Raw genomic sequence first — 19,366 nt, 5'->3', positions numbered from 1 at the left:
CCATTCCATTGGCCGTAGACTGGAGGAAATCCTGCCGGACCCGGCGAGTTGGCTTTGGCGCCGAAGACTGTTGGAGTTGTATTCCAGAAAGCCTTGATGCAGTCTGCCGGAGGTGGTGAACGCCCTGAACATGCAAGGGTATTCTCGTATTGCCAAGCGTCAGCTCCGAACGCTGTTCACCGATTGTCCTAAGGTCATTCTGGGTTCCGTTCCATGCCGTCCAAGCCCGATCCGGTTGCTCTGCTGAATGCTTGGCTGGCGCTGGAAGCGTTGCAGCCGCAGACATTCCCAGAGCAGGCTGACCTGATCAGCGACGAGCCGCCGCGCCGGAAGCGCGGCGAACCTCGCAAAACTCCGCCGCGCCTCTTGCTGCCGTTCGACATCAGCTCCGGTCAAATGCCCTGGGACAGCCCGGCGGGTGACCGGGTTGGATTGAAGCTTTCCGACGAGGAGACCATCCGCTGGTATCTGCCGGTGGCCTTCGCCAAGGTGAAGCCGGCCGTCGAGTTGCTGGTCAGGAACGTCGAGCCGGATGGCCCGGAGCGGGAGCAGGCGTCGGGGGTCGCCGTGCTGGCGTTGGCCTCCTTCGACGAACGCGGCTTCCCGTCGTCCAAGGTGCTGCTGTCCAGTTTCGGTTGGGCTTGCGGAGAGGTCCTGGCCGGCCGCATTTCCGGCTTGCACCGGTATCTGGATGTCCAGGACGAGCTGTGCCGGGAGATCGGTGACGCGCTGGTCGAGCGCGCCGAGGACGGCTGCCACATTCCGACGTCCAAGCGTGGGTTCGTCCTCGCCATGAGCGCGCTGGAGCGGCGTCTGAACCTGCCGAAAGAGGTGCTTGAGCGGCCAAAGGTCGCCATCCGCGTGATCGGGGACAGCGAGAAGGAACCGGTCGACATCATCAACAGCTTCTTCCTGCGCGATCTGCACCGCATCCGCACCGCCGTACAGGCCGGCGGGTGTGGGCCGATGCTGGAAACCTATCTTGGGAACCGGCCGCCTCCGCATCGTTGCGACGTGCTGGCCGACAAAGCGCTGCTGGAGGATCTGCTGGCGCCGCGCCGGCTGCCCTTGGCTCGCTGGCCGGCGCCCAAGCCCGCCAAGCTGGTGACGTTGCAGCAGGCGGCGGTGAACGCCGCCATGCGCGATCTGGCGGATGGCGGGATGCTGTCCGTCAACGGGCCGCCCGGCACGGGCAAGACGACGCTGCTGCGCGACGTCATCGCCGCCGTGATTCTCGACCGAGCCGACGCTCTGCTCGGGTTCGAGGACCCGGGATCCGCCTTCTCGCCCGTGGACCTCGTTGCCGAAGGCGGTCGCCAGCAGACGCTCTACAGGCTGGACGCCCGGTTGCGGGGGCGCGGCATCGTGGTCGCCTCCTCGAACAACGCTGCTGTGCGGAACGTCAGCGCTGAATTGCCTCTCGCCGGGACGGTGGCGCCGGATGTCGCCGCCCGCCATTTCCCCGGCACCGCAGATGCCGTTCACGGCAAGGAGGGAAGCTGCTGGGGGCTGATCGCCGCGGTGCTCGGCAACATGGCCAACCGCACGGAATTCGTCGAGGACGCCTGGTGGCATCCGGATTGGGGGTTGGAAAAATACCTCGCCGCCGTGACCGGGCGGGTGAAGCGCGACCGTGCGGGCGACCCGCCTCCGGCGATCGTCGAGGTCGAAGCGCCGCCGCGGAACAAGGCGGCCGCCATGGAGCGTTGGCGGCAGGCCTGCCTTGATTACCGGGAGAAGCGGGCGGCGGTCGCCAGCATGCGGGCGTTGCGCGAGCAGATCCGCATGGCGCTGTGGACGGCGGCCTCGGTCCAGCAGGCCATGGACGACGCCCATGCGGCGCACCGCGCGGCGGCCGAGGACGCGGAAAAGGCACGGGAAACCCGCCGCGCCGCAGAACTGGCGCTGGTGCGGCTCGACGCCGCCGTCGCGGATGCGCGCCGTCTGCTCGACGGCAACACCGCCCTTCAGCCGATTCCCGTGTTCCGCTGGCTGGGCCTGGATGCGCGCTGGCGGCAACGGCAGGAGGAGGCGATGGACCTCCTGCGGCGCATGCTGGCCGACCAGGAGGCGGCTCGAACCGAACTGTCCGCCGCGGGGACCCGGATGGAGACGGCGGACGCGCGCGCAAGAGCGGCCGAAGCCACGTTGGCGGCCAGCCGGGAACGATGGGCGCAGTTGCGTGACCTGGAGGCCCGGTGTCCGGAGGTCTGTGCCGGCACTCATCTCGGCCCGTCGTTCTGGAGCGGCTCTCACGAAGCCATTCACACCGCCAGCCCTTGGGCGGATCCTGATTTCACCGCGGCGCGGGATGAGATGTTCGCCGCCGCGATGCGGCTGCACCGCGCGTTCATCGACGCCGCCGGCGGGCCGATGAAGTCGAACCTTGGGCTGATGATGAGTCACTTGAAAGGCAAGCGCACGCCGTCCGGCGCCGATGCCTATCTTGGCGATCTGTGGGACAGCTTCTTTCTGGTGGTCCCGCTGGTGTCGACGACCTTCGCCTCGTTCGACCGGCTGATGGACGGGGTGGGTGAGGGGGGCATCGGCTGGCTGATCGTCGACGAAGCCGGCCAGGCAACCCCGCAGGCGGCAGTGGGGGCCGTGTGGCGGTCTCGGCGCGCGCTCATCATCGGTGATCCGCTGCAGATCGAACCGGTGTCGAAGGTTCCCACGGGTCTTGTCCGGTCGATTTGCGCCAGCTATGGAGCGCATCCCGACCTGTGGGCGGCGCCGCGGGCGTCGGCGCAGACCCTCGCCGACGCCGTCAGTCCGCTCATGGCCCGCTTGGGCGCGGGCGCCGACGTGCGGGAGATTGGCTTGCCGCTTCTCGTGCACCGCCGCTGCCAGGACCCGATGTTCTCGATCTCGAACGAGATCGCCTATGGCGGACTGATGGTGCATGCGGCGGGCGATCCGGCGTCCCCCATTGCCGATGCCCTGTCGCCGTGGGTCGCCGGCAGCGCCTGGATTGACGTCCGGTCGAACGCCGAGAAATGGAGCAAGGCGGAAGGCGAGGCGGTCGTCGATCTTCTGCGGAAGCTGAGCGTCCGGGGCATCCGGAAACCCAGCCTGTACATCATCTCCCCCTTCCGGGCCGTCGCGGACAAGCTTAGGGCCTTCGTGCTCAAGAGCGGCGTCCTCGACGAGCTGGGAATCGAGGGAAAGAAGCCGCAGGAGCATTGGGCGAAGATGCACATCGGGACGGTCCACACCTTCCAGGGCAAGGAGGCCGAGGCCGTGCTGCTGGTCCTGGGGGCTTCGGCGGACACCAGCCGCGGATCGCGGAACTGGGCGGGCGGAACGCCGAACATCCTGAATGTGGCCGCCACGCGGGCAAAGAAGGTGATTTACGTTGTCGGCTGTCACGCCGCCTGGGTCAACACCGGGGTGTTCGCCGTCGCGGCGGCGGAGCTTCCCGTCGTGCGGTGGCCGTTCGATGCGCATGAACCTTCCGGCGAAGGAGATGAACTGCCGATCGAACTGGAAGACGTCGCCGATGAAGAGGAAGGCGCGTTGTCCTTGGCGGAATGATGGAGGCTCCATTTTCAGCCGGCGGATTTCTTCTGGTCAGGCGAGATATCAAACGTACGCGGTGTTCTCAGGCCGCGGCGGGTCCGGTTCGCTGGAGGTAGGCCCAGGGCGCCGTTCATCATTTATGGTGATAGGGTGGCCGCCGGCAATGAGCCAAGTCTGTGGATCGACGCCATTGAGCGCGTAGACTTCCACAAGGTCAAGTCGATCAACCCCGCAAGGGCAGATCGCTCCGGCGACGGACATAGCGGTTGTGAAATTTCAATAGGTTGGGTGTGTAATGATACTATACTGTGGAATAACTTCCGCTACAAAGTGGCCCTCCATGGCACTCTGCCGATAATAAACGTTATCGGTGACACTGGCGGGCCGCGCTCGTCTGTGAGAGGCTGGCGGACGTCCGTTGCCACCCTGGTCCATCATGAGCCAAGCCCCCGCCCGCCGCTCTGCCTCCGCCCTCCCGGCCACCCCCGCCGGCCGTGTCCGCGACACGCTGGACGCCGCAGAGGAGGCGTTCGCCGCCAACACCAAGCGCGCGATCCGGGCCGACACCGACGATTTCATCCGCTGGTGCATCGCCCAGAAGCGCGAGTCCCTGCCGGCCGGCCCGGAGACGGTGGTCGCCTACCTGGACGATCTCGCGGCGCGGACCAACCCGCGGACGGCCAAGCCGCTGGCCGTTGCTACGCTGGCCCGGCGGCTGGCCTCGCTGGCCTGGCTGCACCGCGTGCACGGCCATCCCGACCCGACCAAGGCCGCCCCGGTGCAGCTGAAGATGAAGGCGCTGGCCCGGCGCAAGGGCACCCGGCAGACCCAGGCGCTTGGCCTCGGCCGCGCGGAACTGGACCTGATCTTCGCCGCGATCGGCGATGGTCCGTTGCTGGAGGATCTGCGCGACGCCGCCCTGCTGGCCGTCGGCTACGACGCCCTGCTGCGTCGGAGCGAACTCGTCACTCTGCGGGTGGAGGACATCAAGATCGAAGCCGACGGCTCCGGGCTGCTCTACCTCGCGCGGTCGAAGACCGACCAGGACGGGCAGGGGCACTATGGATGGCTGGCCCCCGACACCGTGCACCGGCTGCGCGCCTGGACGGAGGCGCGCGCCGACGCGCTCAGGGCCGAAACGAAGCGGCTCCGGAAAGAGCTGAGCGGCTTGGCCGCGGCGCTGCGGGAGGGCCGGGTGGTGAACGGCGCGCGCCGGCGGCAGGCGTTGGAGCGCGCGCTCGCCCGGTTGGACGGGGCGGCCGACGCGCTGTGGCTGCAGGTGGGGCAGGGCGGGGCGGTGCTCGGGCCCCTGGCGGTGCGCGGCCCGGACCCGGGGCGGCGGGTGTCGGAGATTTTCAAGCGCCGCGCCGAAGCGGCCGGGCTCGACCCGGCGCTGGTGTCGGGGCACTCCCTGCGGGTGGGCGCCGCCCAGGATCTCACGGCCGCCGGCTTCGGGCTGCCGGCCATCCAGCAGGCCGGCCGCTGGAAGAGCCCAAGCATGCCCGCCCGCTACGCCGAGAAGATCGTGCCCCGCCAAGGCGCCATGGCCCAGCTCGCCGGCAAGCAGGGGCGGCGCTGACGAAGGCGGCGCGCCGCTGTCAGTCCGGCCGGAACGCCGAATCCGGCAGCGTCACGATCCAATCGTGCGAACGCCGGAGGTGGGTCCGCATCGCCGCCTCCGCCCGGTCGGGGTCGCCGGCGAGGATGGCTTCCGCCACGTGGATGTGGTCCTGGTGGGAGAACTCGGCGTTCTCCATCGGCATCGCCTGGCCGATCTGGAGCATGACGAGGGGCAACTGAAGCTGCTGGATGAGGTCCATCAGCTGGTCGTTGCCGCCGATCGCCACGATGGTGCGGTGGTACAGGCGGTTGCGTTCGATGAAGACCCGCCAGGGCAGTTCGCGGCCGGTCGGGCGCACCTGCTCCCACACCTCGGTGAACAGCCGGCGATGGTCGGCCTCGTCGATCCGCTCCGCCGCCAGCCGGGCCGCCAGCCCTTCCAGGGTTTCGCGGATGCGGAACAGGTCGCGGATCTGCTTGCGCGACAGGCGCCGGATCGTGGCGCCGCGGTTCGGGATCAGATCGACCAGCCCCTCCGCCGCCAATCGCCGGAAAGCCTCGCGCAGCGGTCCCCGGCTGATGCCGATGTCGTCGGTGAGGTCGCGCGCGATCAGGCGCTGACCGGGCACGAAGCGCCCTTCCATGATGCCCTGCCGCAGCTTCTCCACCACGAAGTCGACGGTCATGCCCCGAGGCTGGTCGGCCGCCGTCGCGGTGCTGTCGGTGCTGAGCATTGTTGGCCCTCCCATCAATCAGAGTATCCAACTTTCGTGCTTGACGCGCAAGCGTGGAGGCAATATTGTCCTACAATACTGGCGGCAAAAAAAGATGCAAAAGCCCCGGCGACCGCGGCAAACCGCCGCACGGGGCAACGCCGCCTCCCACGGAAGCAGACCAGACACAGGCCGCTTCCGCCCCTGGGAGAGGGAGGATGCCATGGTGCCAAAGGGGGATTCCCCGTTGGACGACTCCGAATCCGATGACCGAAGGACGCGCGCCGGCACCACCATTCGCCTGCACGCCGCCGACGGCCAGGCGCTGAACGCCTACAGAGTCCGCCCGCAGGGGCCGGCGAGCGGCGCGCTGGTGGTCCTTCACGAAATCTTCGGCGTGACCACACACATCCGCAACGTGTGCGACCGCTTCGCCACGCAGGGCTATAGCGTGGTGGCGCCGGCCCTGTTCGACCGGGTGCGGCCCGCCGTCGAACTCGGCTACGACGCGGACGGCATCGCCGCCGGCCGCGTCCTGCGGGACGCTGTTGGTTGGGACGCCTCGCTCCGCGATGTGCAGGCGGCCATCGATGCCGCGGCGGCGGACGGCCCGGTGGCCGTGCTCGGCTACTGCTTGGGCGGCACGCTCGCCTTCCTCGCCGCGGCCCGGCTGACCGGCCTTTACGGCGCTGTCGGCTACTACGGCGGACAGATCGTGCAGTTCATCGACGAGACCCCGCGGGTGCCGCTGCTGCTGCATTTCGGGGAGTTCGACCCACGGGTCGGCGCGGAGGACCGGGAGCGGATCCGGCGGCGCCACCCGGAGGCCGAAATCCACAGCCACCCGGCCGACCACGGCTTCAACTGCGACCACCGGAAGGAATGGCACGCCCCCAGCGCCGCCAAGGCCCTGGCGACCACGCTGGACTTTCTGGACCGCCACCGGCCACCGGCCTGAACAACAGCGGCCAACCACGGCCGGTCGTCCGGCCGCACTTTCCACGCTTCGTACGCCCCGGCGCCAGCCGCCGAACGGGTCCGTGCCCGTCGGTATCCGGGGCGGAGTCCATCGAAACGCGAAAAAACACCACCAGGAGGAAACAGCATGGATCTCGGCATTCAAGGGCGGGTGGCCATCGTCTCCGGCGGCAGCCGCGGCATCGGCCGCGAGACGGTGCGCGAACTGCTCGAAGCCGGCAGCAAGGTCATGACCTGCTCGCGCAACGGCGACGAGGTCGCGGCCACCTGCCGGGAATTGGCCGAACAGACCGGCGGCGACGTGCGCCACATCGTCGCCGACATGACGAAGGCCGAGGACATCCAGCGGCTGGTCGACGCCACGCTGGAAAGCTTCGGAACCGTCGACATCCTCGTCAACAACGCCGGCACCATGTACTCCGGCCGCTTCGACGAGCTGACCGAGGAAGGCCTGCAAACCCAGCTCGACACCAAGCTTTTCGGCTGGATGCGCGCGATCCGCGCCGTGTGGCCGGTGATGCGCGAAAAGCGCTGGGGCCGCATCGTCAGCCTGATCGGCGGCGCCGGGAAGGAGCCGGACCCCTACATGTTCGGCTCCGGCATGACGAACAGCGCGCTGCTCAACATGACGAAGTCGCTGTCGACCGAGTTCGCCCCCCACAACGTGCTGGTCAACGCCGTCTGTCCGGGCTGGGTCGCCACAGACCTGTGGCGCCGCAACGCCCAGGGGCTGCAAAAGGAACTCGGCGTGTCGTCCGAGGAGGAGGCCCGGCGCCTCGCCACCCGGAAGAACGCGCTCGGGCGCTTCGGCCGGCCGGAGGAGCTGGCCAACGCCATCGCCTTCCTGTGCTCGGAGCGGGCCAGCTACATCACCGGCGTCTCGCTGAACACCGACGGCGGGCGGCTGAAGGGCCTCTGGTAGGAGACGGGCCATGGACTTGGCACTGGCCGGCAAGGTCGCCATCGTCACCGGCGGGTCGCGCGGGATCGGCCTCGCCACGGCGCGCCGGCTGCTGGTCGAGGGCGCCGGCGTGGCGATCTGCGCCCGTGGCGCGGAACGCCTTGCCGAGGCCGAGGCCGACCTGCGCGACGGCGGCGGCCGCGTGATGGCGGTGCCGGCCGACATGGCCGACCCCGCGTCGCGGGCCGCCTTCGTCGCGGCGGTCCTCGACCGCATGGGCCGCGTCGATATCCTCGTCAACAGCGCGGGCACGCATGTGCGTGCCTCGCTCGACGACCTCACCGAGGAGCAGCTGCAGCGCCAGCTGAACGATAAGCTGTTCGGCTTCCTCGGCATGATCCGCGCGGTGCTGCCGGCCATGCGCCGCCAGGGCGGGGGGCGCATCGTCAACGTCGTCGGGCAGGCGGCGCGCCACCCCCACCCCGACCGGCTGCCGTCGGGCATCGCGAACGCTGCGGCGATGGCGATGAGCAAGTCGGTCGCCGACGCCGTCGCCCGCGAGAACATCCGCGTGAACTGCGTCTGCCCGCAATACATCGAAACCGACATCATCACCGGCGTGATCGCACGGGAGATGCGGGACCGCGGCGTGGACCGGACGACCGCCATGGCCGGCTTCACGCGGTCCAACGTGCTGAGGCGGCTGGGAACGCCGGACGAGGTCGCCGACCTCATCGCCTTCCTGGTTTCGGACCGGGCGGACTTCGTCACCGGCAGCTCGATCTCGGTCGACGGCGGCTACAACCGCTATGTCTTCGGTTAGGAGGGGACGATGGAACTGGGCATCGAGGGCAAGGTCGCCCTGGTGACGGGCGGGACCAGCGGCATCGGGCTGGCCATCGCCCGGCGCCTCCTCCGCGAAGGGGCGCGCGTGTTCGTCTGCGGCCGGGAGCCGGCGCGGCTGGAGGAGGCGCTCGGGCAACTGCGCGGCGAGGGCGAGGTGCAGGGGAAGGTGATGGGCACGCTCGCCCACGTCGACCGGCCGGCGGAGGCCGGCCGGCTGGTGGAGGAGGCGGTGGCGGCCTTCGGCCGGCTCGACATCGTCGTCAGCAACGCCGGGACGCACCTCCGCGGCCGCTGCGAGGAGCTTTCGCCGGAGCAGGTGGAGGCGCATTTCCGGACCAAGGTGCTCGGCCCCTGGGAGCTGGCCCGGCACGCCGCCCCGCATCTGCGCCGCCAGGGCGGCGGACGCCTGATCCTGGTCATCGGGCAGGCCGGCAAGGTTCCGGGGCGCGCCGTGCTGGGGTCGGCGGTGGTCAACGCCGCCCAGCACGCGCTCGTCAAGTCGCTGTCCGACGATCTCGGCCGCGACGGCATCCTGGTGAACGCCGTCTGCCCCAGCCGCATCTCCAGCCCGCTGACCGCCGACCTGGTGATCGACGAGGAACGCTACCTGGGCCGCAGCCTGGAACAGCAGGAGAGCGGCTGGGGCGACACCGTTCCGCTCGGCCGCTGGGGCACGCCGGAGGACATCGCCGACGCGGTCGCCTTCCTGGCGTCCGAGCGCGCCAGCTACCTGTGCGGCACCAACATCGACGTGGATGGAGGTCATCAGCGGATGATCTTCTGATCACCCTTTCGATCAATGCCAACACATTGATCTGTCGGGATCAACGGTCGGCAGGCACTGGGCGTGTTGATCCGCCGACCGTATGAGAGGAGCGTCCATTGATTGAGTTGCAGGACATCGGAAAGACGTTCAGCAAGGGCGCCCAGACGTTCCGGGCGGTGCAGAACGTCAACGTGCGGGTCGATCCGCAGTCGGTCGTCGCCTTCATCGGGCCGTCGGGCTGCGGGAAGTCCACGCTGTTGAACATGATCGCCGGCCTGTACCCGCCGAGCGAAGGGCGGGTGCGCTACAACGGCCGGACGGTCGGCGACGTCAACACCGACGTCGGCTACATGACGCAGAAGGACAACCTGCTGCCCTGGCGGGCGGTGCTCGACAACGTCGCCCTGCCGCTGGAACTGGCGGGGTGGCCGCCCGCCAAGCGGTACGACGCGGCGCGGGCGATGCTGGCCCATGTCGGGCTCGACGGGTTCGAGCAGAAGTTCTCCAGCGAACTGTCCGGCGGCATGCGCAAGCGCGTCTGCCTGGCCCGCATGCTTCTGCATGGCCCGCAGGTGCTGCTGCTGGACGAGCCGTTCGCAGCACTCGACCCGCAGCTGCGGATCGCGATGCACGACCTGCTCCTGAAGCTGTGGGCGGAGAATCGCCAGACCATCATCCTGGTGACCCACGACCTGATGGAGGCGATCACGCTGGCCGACCGCATCGTGGTGTTCAGCAAGCGCCCGGCCCGCGTCGCCTTCGAAGGCATCGTCGACCTGCCCCGGCCCCGCGACGTCGACTCCATCCGCTTCACCAGCCGGTTCCATGAGATCTACACGGCCTTCTGGGAGCGGCTGCGCCAGGAATACGACGAGGTCACGCCATGAACAGCGATCACCTGCTCGACCGGGTGGACCAGCCCGCCGAAACCGCCAACGCCAAGCCGCGGCGGCGGCGGCGGCGCCTGGAGGAGGTGGGCACGCCGGTGATGCTGCTGCTTCAGGCCGCCGTCGGCGTGGCGTTCCTGGTCCTCTGGCAGCTGCTCTCCGGCCGCCTGATCAGCGAATTCCTGATCAGCACGCCGCTGGCGATCCTGGGGCGGCTGTGGGGCTGGATCGTCGCCGGCAGCATCTTCCCCCACCTGTGGGCGACAGTGGAGGCGACCCTGCTCGGCTTCGCGATCGGGTCGGTGCTCGGCGTGCTCGGGGGGGTGTGGCTCGGCCTGTCGCCCTTCCTCAGCCGTCTCCTCAACCCCTACATCTGGGCCTTCAACGCCTTGCCGAAGGTGGCGCTCGCCCCGCTGTTCATCCTGTGGCTGGGCCTGGGCATCGGCTCCAAGGTCGCGCTGGCCGCGGCGCTGGTCGTCTTCCTGGTGTTCGTGAACACCTTCGCCGGGGTGCGGGAGGTCGACAACGACCTTGTCGACGTGCTGCGCCTGATGAAGGCGACGCGCCGGCAGATCCTGGCCAAGGTGGTGCTGCCGTCGGCGACCTCGTGGATCTTCACCGGGCTGAAGACCGCCCTGCCTTACGCGCTGATCGGCACCATCATGGGCGAGATGATCGCGTCCAGCCGCGGGCTCGGCTACCTCATCCAGCGCTCGGGCAGCGAATTCGACACGGCGGGCGTCTTCGCCGCCCTGACCGTGATCGCCGCCCTGGCGGTCGTCTTCAACGAGGCGGTCAACCTCGTCCAATCGCGGCTGGAGGGATGGAAGGTCGTCAGCCGCTGAGGCGCAGCCGTCGATGACTATCAAAAAATGACAGGAGGGAGGACCACAGCATGAAAGCGATGGGCCTTAAAACGATGTGCCTGAAGGCGATCGGCTTGGCCATTCTGGCCGTCTGGTCCGGCCTGGCGCTCAGCGTGCCGGCCATGGCGCAGGAGGCGGTCCGGATCGCCAACATCGGGCACGGCTATTTCTCCGGCCCCCTGTACGTCGCGGTCCGCGAGAAGCTGTTCGAGAAGCACGGATTGAAGCCGGAGATCACCTTCGTCAACGGCGGCCCGCTGGCCTTGCAGGCAGTCGCCACCGGCGGCGTCGATTTCGGCGTCCTCAGCTACGAGCACATCCTGACGGCGGCGGCCCGTGGCCAGAAGATGGTCGCGATCTTCAACGTCACCGACCGTCCGCTCAACAACATCGTCGCGTCCACCGCGCTGGTCGAGGCGAACAAGGGCAAGACCCTGGCGGAACGCGTGCAGGCGCTGAAGGGCAAGCGGATCGGCGTTCCGTCGGCCGCAGGCTCCGGCGAGAAGATGCTGGGCGTGCTCGCCAAGAGCTACGGCCTGGCGCTTCCCGGCGACATCGAGCTGGTCTATCTCGGCAGCGAGCCGGCTTCCTACATCGGCGCCCTGAAGGGCAAGGTCATCGACGCCGCCCTGCCGGTTGAACCCGCGGGCGCCATGGTCCAGCAGGAGGGCGTCGGGGACATCATGGTCAACATCATGGACGGCGAGGTCCCCGCCTTCACCGACCTGATCTTCATGACCGTCGCCACACTGCCCGAGACGATCCGCGACAAGCCGGATCTGGCGCGCAAGGTCGCCGCGGTGTTTTCCGAAGCGCAGGCCATCCTTCTCGATCCCAAGCGCGGACCGGCCATCATGGCCGCCGAGTTCCCGGTCATGAATCCGGACACCAACGCCCGCGCCTACCGCCTCGTCAGCCAGATCTGGAGCAAGAACGGGCGCATGACGATGGAAGGGGCGAAGAAGGTCTACGACTTCCTCCAGCCCGGCGGTCAGCCCGTCGACTTCGCCACCACCTTCACCAACGAGTTGCTGCCGAACCATGCAACACAATAACCATTTCCAGGGCGTGCGCGGCGAGGAGCATTGGGCCCGCAAGGGCGCGGTCTCGCTGTTCCTGTGGCGCAAGCGCGGCCTCGCCGGTTCTGACGCCGCCCGACCGCCGGTTCTGCTGATCCACGGTTCGTCCATGTCGGCGCTGCCGACCTTCGACCTGACGGTCCCCGGCAAGCCGGACTATTCCTTCATGGACTGGCTGGCCGCCCGCGGCCACGACGTGTGGACGCTCGACCACGAGGGCTACGGCCGCTCGACCGTCACGGACGGCAACTCCGACATCGCGAGCGGGGTGGCGGACATCACGGCGGCCATGGAGGTGATCCGGCGCGAGACCGGCGCCTCCTCCGTCCTGCTCTACGGCATGTCCTCGGGCGCCCTGCGGGCGGCTGGATTTGCCCAGGCGGAGCCGGACGCGGTGTCCCGCCTCGTCCTCGACGCCTTCGTGTGGACGGGCGAGGGATCGCCGACGCTCGCCAAGCGGCGCGAGGGGGTGGAGTTCTTCCGCACCCACAACCGCCGCCCCATCGACCGCGCCTTCATCACCAGCATCTTCACCCGCGACCTGCCGGGAACGAGCGATCCCGCCGTCATCGAGGCCTGCGCCGACGCGCAGCTTTCCTATGGCGACTCCGTCCCGACCGGCACCTACCTCGACATGACCACGCGTCTGCCTCTCGTCGATCCGGAGCGCATCGCGGCGCCGACCCTGATCGTCCGCGGCGAGCACGACGGCATCGCCACGCTGGATGACCTGCTGGCCTTCTTCCGCCGCCTGCCCGGCGGCGACAAGCGCATCGCCGTGCTTCCCGGCCTTGCCCACTGCACGCCCCTGGGGCTGCGGCGCCACCTGCTCTGGGAAACCGTCGCCAACTTCCTGGAAGCGGGGTGACCCGGAGGGGCGATCAGCGCCCGCTGCGGGCCTGAGGACCGGCACCCGTCGAATCGCTGGGCCAGAATGAACAGCGCGCACCTGATAGTGCCGCAACGAACGATCATGGCGGTCATCAATGACAAGCGGCGCTCAGGCATTCCCGCCTGGGCGCCGTTTTTTGCGACGGCAACGGCGGATCGAGTCCCGGCGGGACAGGTTCGTTGTGCTTCCCTTCCCGGGGCGAGGCAAAGGCACCCCGTATGCCATATCGCGTCGGCTTCGGCGGCACGTCATTGGACCGACAGCGGTTACGATTCGGATCCACGGCGACACTCTGGCCGACCGTTCCGCACGCGATTATGGAAAAGAAAGATCCTCTCATATGGTCCAGTTCAGGCTCCCCGCGCATTCCCGCATCCAGGAAGGTCGACGCATCAATGCGGCGGGCGGAGCCCGAACCGCGCGCGCCTTCCGGATTTACCGGTGGAACCCCGAGGACGGGCAGAATCCCCGAATGGACACCTACATCGTCGACACCGCCAAGTTCGGGCCGATGGTCCTCGACGCCCTCATCCACATCAAGAACGAGATCGACAGCACCCTGACCTTCCGGCGGAGCTGCCGGGAGGGCATCTGCGGGTCCTGCGCCATGAACATCGACGGCCTGAACACCGTCGCCTGCTTGAAGTTCATCGAGGACATCCGCGGCGACGTGAAGATCCACCCGCTGCCGCACATGCCGGTGATCAAGGACCTCGTCCCCGATCTGACGCACGTCATCGCGCAGCACGCCTCCATCAAGCCGTGGCTGCAAACGCAGTCCCCGGCGCCGAGCCGCGAGCGCCTGCAGTCGCCCGAGGATCGCGCCAAGCTGAATGGGCTTTACGAGTGCATCCTGTGCTTCTGCTGCTCCACCGCCTGCCCGAGCTACTGGTGGAACAGCGAACGCTTCCTCGGCCCGGCGGTGCTGCTGTGGGCCTATCGCTGGATCGTCGACAGCCGCGACGAGATGACGGGCGAGCGCCTGGATATGCTGGAGGACCCGTTCCGCCTCTACCGCTGCCACACCATCATGAACTGCACCAAGACGTGCCCGAAGGGCCTGAACCCGGCCAAGGCCATCGCCGAGATCAAGAAGCTGATGGTTCAGCGCCGCTGACGCGGCCGTGCGGCTTTGTATCGCGTCCATCGGGCATTCCGCTTGCGCCATGCCGGCCGACGTCACCGACGCGGCCGCGATGCAGGAGGTGGTGCGCGCCAACCTTCTCGGGGCGATCCACGGTACCCTCTCAGCCTCCGACCAGCACGGTTGGAAACCCGACCATGATCGTGCCGCCGTGCAGCGTTGGGTCGGTCATGCGTGCTTGTGGGCTGCCGCCGACCAGGACCGTGGCGCTGCCCATGACGATCGTGTCGGGTGGGCCGACGCAGGTCGCGAGATCGCCCATGCGTGCGGCGGGCAGGCCGCCGATCAGGACGTTGACCGCGCCGGGGCCGGTGATCGGTCCGCCCACATGCGGGACCGGCACCACCGCCGGGGTTGCCATGGGGCACAGGTGCATGTCGGTACAACGCGCGGCGGGCTTGGTCATGGCGAGGCGAGCTCCACCGCAACGACGGTGACGTTGTCGGGCGCGCCGATCTCCCGCACGACGCTGATCAGCTGCGCGGGAAGACGGTCGAGCGGCTGGCTTTCGGCGATCCGGCCGATGTCCGTGTCGGGCAGGACCTTGGTCAATCCGTCGCTGCACAGAAGGAAAAGGTCACCCGGTGCCAGTTCGCCGTGGATGACGTCCAGGAACAGGGTGTCCGCCGCGCCGACGGCGCGGGTGACCTCGTTGCCCCGAGGGTGATGTACGGCGCTGGACGGTTCGAGGTCGCCGGCTTCGACCATGGCCTGGACGACGCTGTGGTCCGTTGTGAGCTGCTCCAGCGCTCCGGCCCGCAGCCGGTAGAGCCGGCTGTCACCGGCCCAGACGGCGGCAAAATGCCGGCCGAACACCAGCAGGGCCACCAGGGTGCAGGCCATCGCCGTGGACGCGCCGTGCAACTCGGCATTGGCCGCACGCAAGATGCGTCCGACCTCGTGGAGGAGGGCTTGCGCCGACGTGGCGGGGCCGATGGCGCCCAGCCGGTCGATCACCAGCCGGCTCGCCTGGTCCCCGGCATCCAGGCCGCCCAGCCCGTCGGCAACGGCCCAGAGACCCAGGTCCGGGCGGTCGAGCATGGCGTCCTCGTTCAGCGTCCGGACGGTTCCGGGATCGGTCGCGCCGGCGGAGCGGATGGGAAACAGAACGGCCCCGCCGGTGAGCATGGCGACAAAGGCCTGGGTGTCCGGAAGCTCGGCGTGGAGCGTGGGCGGATGGTCCCCGACCCACCATGAAGACTGCCCCGCTCCCGCGATGCGCGGCGCCGCGGGCAGGGCTGCCAGGGCGGCGGCCAGCTCCTCCGGCTCTCCGCCGCGGTCCAGGACATCGAGCAGCATCGCCTCGGCGCGGTCGAACCAGTCGTTGCCGGCGCCGTCGCCCGACAGGGTCACCAGGGTCAGAGGAAAGGCGCGTCCGGCGTTGTCGATGCTCGGAACCAGGAGACCGCACAGGGCCTGGGGTCCGGCCACATCCGGGCCCAGAGCGAAACGCCAGACGGGGGCGGCGGCGAAAACGCGGCCCCAGCGCCCTTCCGGGCCCCCGTCCAGCCAATGCCGGCTTTCCGCGACGATTCGTGAAAGCCACCCGTCCCACACGTCCCGGAAGCCCGGCGGCAGGGACCGCGCGACGAAATCGCCGCGTGCCGGCAGTTTCCCGAAAAAGCCGCTCAGAGGGTCGGTGGACATTGGAACTGCTCCATGTCGGGCAGCGAGAAGGGATTGACGATGCTGCTCGCGCGCAGCTCGAACGAGGCCGACATGCCGCCGCCGGCGAAGGTGACGACGGCGCGGTCGGGTCCGCGCGGCTCGAACCGCGCTTCACGGAACAGGCGGAAGACCGACCAGGGCCCGCTGGCGCTGCGGGCCTGGACCTTGTTCGGGACGCCGTTGGTGCTGCCGGCGACGAAGGTGACGGCGGAGACGTTGGTGCTGATGGGCATCGGCCACTGCACCGTGACGCCCCGGTTGACGCCGGGCTGGAAGGTGACGAGCTGCCCTTCCAGGTCGATCTCCACCGTCTCGATCTTCGGATCGATGATGCGGGGGGTGAGCGTGAACTTGACGTCCGGACGGGGGCTGCCTGTGGCGAAGAAGGCCTCGCGGATGGTGGCGGCGCGGCGGAACTGCTCCAGCACCGGTTCCGACAGGTCCAGGTCCATGCCGCCGATGCGCTGCCAACGCCAGGGCTGGCGCGTGGTGTCCACGTACGGCTTCAGGTTGGCGGTGAAAAAGCTGTCGATCAGGCCGGTCGGCGCGAACAGACGGGCGAAATCGTCCACCGCGGCCTCGTTCCGGCTGCCGGGCTGGAGCGGGTAGCGTCCCTTGACCGCGCGCTCGCAGAAGGGAACCACGGAGGATTGCCAGACCGTGTTGATCTGCGTGCGCAAGCTGCCCAGGGCCGCGGCGGAGGTCTGCTGACCCATGCCGCCGATCCAGCTCCGCAGCGGCTCCGGCAGGGTTGCGGAGGTGGCGGCGAGCTGCTGGCCCAGGCGCACGGCGGCGGCCTTGTCGCCCTCTCCCTGACCCGGCAGGCCGGCCACGCGGCTAACCTGCTGGTAGAGGCTGTCGAGGGAGGCCAGCACCTGGTCCAGCCCCGCCGGCCCGCCGTTGCGTCCGAAGGCGAGATCGCGCAAGGTCTGGTAGCGGTCGCTGACCGGCTGGCCGGGCTTGCCGCCCGTTTTCAGCCCGAACTGTTCCGCCAGCCCGGCGAGCCGTTGCCCGGCCGGCGTCTGGCCCGCGGCCTGTTGCGCGGTTTCGACGGGATTCGCCGCCGGCGGCGCCGTGGCGAGATCCGTCTCGCGGGCCACGGCCTGGACCAGCGTGCGGACGGGAGACATCGGGCCGGCGGCGGCGTTCAGGACGGTCGCGGCCTCGTCCATGCTGCGGAACTGGGCCAGCGACAGATCGGCCAGCAACCCGTCCCAATTCCGGGCGAACTCGTTGTAATAGAGGGTCAACACCTCGTTCTGAATCCGCGCGACGCCGTCACGGCCGGCGGCCGCGGTCTGCGGCCCCAGCACCCAGGCGTCTCCGGCGATGCGCTCCGCCACGCGCCCGAGGTTCGGCAGGAAGGCGTCGTGGAAGCCCTTGTGGGTGAACAGGCCGGGCGTTCCCGCCGTCAACGGCTGGCCGGACCGGCGCACGAAGACCTGCGCGCCGGCCGGGCCCGCGTGGTCGATGACGCGCCAATCCGGGGGCGCCTTCTCCTCGGCGGCACGGCGGATGATGCGATAGGCCCTTGCGGCCGGCGCCTCGCGCAGAAGGGTGGCGCGTGCCTGCTCCACCAGCGGCATGTCCAGGGGAAGGGCCATCGGGGGCTTCGCCAGGAGGGCGTCGAGATGGGCCGCCAGCCGTGCCCGCACGGGCTCGTTGGCCGCGCCCTGGTAGGCCGTGGCCCATTCGAGCATCATCCAGTCCCTGACCAGCGCCGCGTCCAGCGCCGCATTGGGGGCCGGCCCGTCCTTGCGGCCCATGCCGCCGAGCATCAGGTAGGCCTTCAGCCCCTCATACAGCAGGTCCGGGCGGTCCATGGCGCCGCGCAGCCGGTACTCCATGCGCAGCAGCAGGTGCGGGTAGAACAGATGGTCGAGCGCGCGGTGGTACGCCTCGTCCGCGGCGGGCGACAGCTTCTCGCCCTGGTGCAGGCCGAAGCGCATGGTCACGGGCGTCGGCCCGGCCATGCCTTCCGGCCCGTCGTTGAGCCCGCGCAGCCGGTCGAGCACGTCGAGGATCCGGTCCTGTTCGCCCAGCACCGCCGGATCGCCGTCGGAGGTGCCGAGGAGCGCGCGGGTCTGGTCAAGCTCCGCCTCCACGCGCTCCGCCAGGGCGGTGTTCCGCATGTAGCTGAGGGCCGAGGCGCCGATGCCGGCCAGTGTCACCAGGGCCGCCGCCGCCCAGGCGCCGCGGCGCACCCAGCGGTTCCGGCTCTCCACCTGCGGGTCGCGCCCCACGAGGCCGGCTTCGCCGAACACGACGTCGCTCAGCAGGCGCGTCAGGAAGAAGCTTCGCCCGCTCGGCCCCGCCCCGGCCGGGGCCGGGGCGGTCAGGCCGAAGGTCCCGGCCATGGCCGCCATCAGCCGGTCGATGGGCGCGCCGGTCTGCGTCGCGCTGGTGAAATAGACGCCGCGCAGCATCAGCCTGGGCTCGTACCGGGACGGCTGGAAGACGGCTGTCAGGAAGTCCGCGACCGGTTCCTTCAGCGACGCGAACTGCGCCGGGAAACCGAAGACCAGGTTGCGGCGCTCGGCAAGCGATTCGGCGTTCAGGCGCTCCAGCACACGCGCCTGCAGGCGCTCGGTCAGCGCGTCGAAGTCCGCGGGCAGGCGGTCCAGCGGGCGCGCCTCTTCCAGGGGCAGGGTGACGCCCCACACCTGCTCCCGCCCCTCCTTGCCGAGATCGGCGAAGAATTCCGTGAACCCGACGACGAGGTCGAGCTTGGTGAACAGCACATAGACGGGGAGGCGCACGCCAAGCCGTTCATACAGCTGGTTCAGGCGCTGGCGGACGGCGGCGGCGTGGGCGTTGCGGACCGCGGGGGTGGCGGCGCCGAGTTCCGCCAGACTGATGGCGACCAGGGCCCCGTTGACGGGCTGGCGGGGGCGGGTGCGCTTCAGCAGGTCGAGGAATCCGAGCCATGCGCCCGCATCGACCTCCGCGTGGCTGTCCTGGGTGGTGTAGCGGCCGGCGGTGTCCAGCAGGACGGCCTCGTCCGCGAACCACCAGTCGCAGTTGCGGGTGCCGCCGACCCCGCGCACCGACGCCGGCCCGTTGTCGGTGGCGAGCGGAAAGCGCAGGCCGGCGTTCAGCAGGGCGGTCGTCTTCCCGGACCCCGGCGGTCCGATCAGCACGTACCAGGGAAGGTCGTAGATGGCGCCGGCGCCTTTGCCGTTGCGGCGCAGCCGGTCGAGCGCGTCGTTCAGCCGCTCCTGAAGCGTGGCGATCTCCTCGGCGGTGGCGGCGGCCGGCTCGTCCGGAGACAGCGCGGCGATGCCCTGGACCATCGCCGCCGCGCGCCGTCGCTTGCGCAGGATGGAGACGGCCAGCGCCGCCGCCCAGGCGAGCAGTGCCGCCAGGATGACCGCCAGCCGCACCGCGTCGTCTTCGAGCGGGCGCGCGTCCCCGATGCCGATCAGCGGTCCGGCGAACCATACGAGTGCGCCCAGCAGGGCCACCCCGAGGAAGGAGAAAAACCATCGGGAGCGCAACGCGGAAGAAAGGCCGCCCATCATTCCTGATCCTTTGCCCTGACCCTTTG

Annotated in this window: 15 protein-coding genes; 11 read left to right on the top strand and 4 right to left on the bottom strand. The window is 69.4% G+C overall.

The genetic code is table 11. The features are described 5' to 3' along the window. Positions 1-213 precede the first annotated feature (213 nt). Positions 214-3,534, top strand: a complete 3,321-nt coding sequence (locus J2851_RS14950; protein ID WP_209767139.1) for a DEAD/DEAH box helicase — start codon at positions 214-216, stop codon at positions 3,532-3,534. 403 nt (positions 3,535-3,937) lie between these two features. After that, complete coding sequence (locus J2851_RS14945; RefSeq protein WP_209767137.1) at positions 3,938-5,098, top strand: tyrosine-type recombinase/integrase; 1,161 nt, start codon at positions 3,938-3,940, stop codon at positions 5,096-5,098. A gap of 19 nt (positions 5,099-5,117) precedes the next feature. Here J2851_RS14945 and J2851_RS14940 read toward each other — a convergent pair whose 3' ends face one another. Next, positions 5,118-5,813 carry a GntR family transcriptional regulator gene (locus J2851_RS14940; protein WP_209767135.1) on the bottom strand — a complete coding sequence of 232 codons (696 nt, stop codon included), beginning with the start codon at positions 5,811-5,813 and terminating at the stop codon, positions 5,118-5,120. Between the two features lie 226 nt (positions 5,814-6,039). Here J2851_RS14940 and J2851_RS14935 point away from each other — a divergent pair, with 226 nt between their 5' ends. The 9 genes from J2851_RS14935 (at position 6,040) to J2851_RS14895 (ending at position 14,124) form a co-directional block, all read left to right on the top strand. After that, a complete protein-coding gene (locus tag J2851_RS14935) occupies positions 6,040-6,750 on the top strand; it encodes a dienelactone hydrolase family protein (protein WP_246500666.1) in 711 nt (236 codons plus the stop codon). A gap of 147 nt (positions 6,751-6,897) precedes the next feature. Continuing rightward, entirely contained in the window at positions 6,898-7,692 is a 795-nt protein-coding gene (locus J2851_RS14930; protein ID WP_209767130.1) for an SDR family oxidoreductase, read from the top strand. A 10-nt stretch (positions 7,693-7,702) separates the two neighbouring features. After that, positions 7,703-8,494 carry an SDR family NAD(P)-dependent oxidoreductase gene (locus J2851_RS14925; RefSeq protein ID WP_209767128.1) on the top strand — a complete coding sequence of 264 codons (792 nt, stop codon included), beginning with the start codon at positions 7,703-7,705 and terminating at the stop codon, positions 8,492-8,494. 9 nt (positions 8,495-8,503) lie between these two features. After that, entirely contained in the window at positions 8,504-9,301 is a 798-nt protein-coding gene (locus J2851_RS14920; RefSeq protein ID WP_209767126.1) for an SDR family NAD(P)-dependent oxidoreductase, read from the top strand. A gap of 98 nt (positions 9,302-9,399) precedes the next feature. After that, complete coding sequence (locus J2851_RS14915; RefSeq protein WP_209767125.1) at positions 9,400-10,170, top strand: ABC transporter ATP-binding protein; 771 nt, start codon at positions 9,400-9,402, stop codon at positions 10,168-10,170. Then, on the top strand, positions 10,167-11,015 hold the full coding sequence (locus tag J2851_RS14910; protein ID WP_209767122.1) for an ABC transporter permease: 849 nt from the start codon (positions 10,167-10,169) through the stop codon (positions 11,013-11,015). Before J2851_RS14915 ends, J2851_RS14910 begins: the two co-directional genes overlap by 4 nt. 50 nt (positions 11,016-11,065) lie before the next feature. After that, positions 11,066-12,091, top strand: a complete 1,026-nt coding sequence (locus J2851_RS14905; protein ID WP_209767120.1) for an ABC transporter substrate-binding protein — start codon at positions 11,066-11,068, stop codon at positions 12,089-12,091. Continuing rightward, positions 12,078-12,983, top strand: a complete 906-nt coding sequence (locus tag J2851_RS14900; RefSeq protein WP_209767118.1) for an alpha/beta hydrolase — start codon at positions 12,078-12,080, stop codon at positions 12,981-12,983. The genes J2851_RS14905 and J2851_RS14900 overlap by 14 nt, the downstream gene beginning before the upstream one ends. 364 nt (positions 12,984-13,347) lie before the next feature. After that, positions 13,348-14,124: a succinate dehydrogenase iron-sulfur subunit gene (locus tag J2851_RS14895; RefSeq protein WP_209767116.1), complete on the top strand. Its 777-nt coding sequence runs from the start codon at positions 13,348-13,350 to the stop codon at positions 14,122-14,124. A gap of 130 nt (positions 14,125-14,254) precedes the next feature. Here J2851_RS14895 and J2851_RS14890 read toward each other — a convergent pair whose 3' ends face one another. The 3 genes from J2851_RS14890 to tssM are packed head-to-tail and all read right to left on the bottom strand — an operon-like array spanning position 14,255 to position 19,340. Continuing rightward, positions 14,255-14,557 carry a PAAR domain-containing protein gene (locus J2851_RS14890; RefSeq protein ID WP_209767114.1) on the bottom strand — a complete coding sequence of 101 codons (303 nt, stop codon included), beginning with the start codon at positions 14,555-14,557 and terminating at the stop codon, positions 14,255-14,257. Beyond that, positions 14,554-15,798, bottom strand: coding sequence for a type VI secretion system-associated protein TagF (tagF, locus tag J2851_RS14885; RefSeq protein ID WP_209767112.1), 1,245 nt, complete (start codon positions 15,796-15,798; stop codon positions 14,554-14,556). The genes J2851_RS14890 and tagF overlap by 4 nt, the downstream gene beginning before the upstream one ends. Continuing rightward, positions 15,780-19,340 (bottom strand): type VI secretion system membrane subunit TssM, encoded by a 3,561-nt coding sequence (tssM, locus tag J2851_RS14880; protein ID WP_209767110.1) that lies wholly within the window; start codon positions 19,338-19,340, stop codon positions 15,780-15,782. The genes tagF and tssM overlap by 19 nt, the downstream gene beginning before the upstream one ends. Between the last annotated feature and the right edge of the window lie 26 nt (positions 19,341-19,366).

The sequence above is a fragment of the Azospirillum rugosum genome (genome assembly GCF_017876155.1).
Classification (GTDB): domain Bacteria; phylum Pseudomonadota; class Alphaproteobacteria; order Azospirillales; family Azospirillaceae; genus Azospirillum; species Azospirillum rugosum.
The sequence above is the reverse complement of the archived record's forward strand: the minus strand, read 5'-3'. Positions and strand labels throughout refer to the sequence as shown.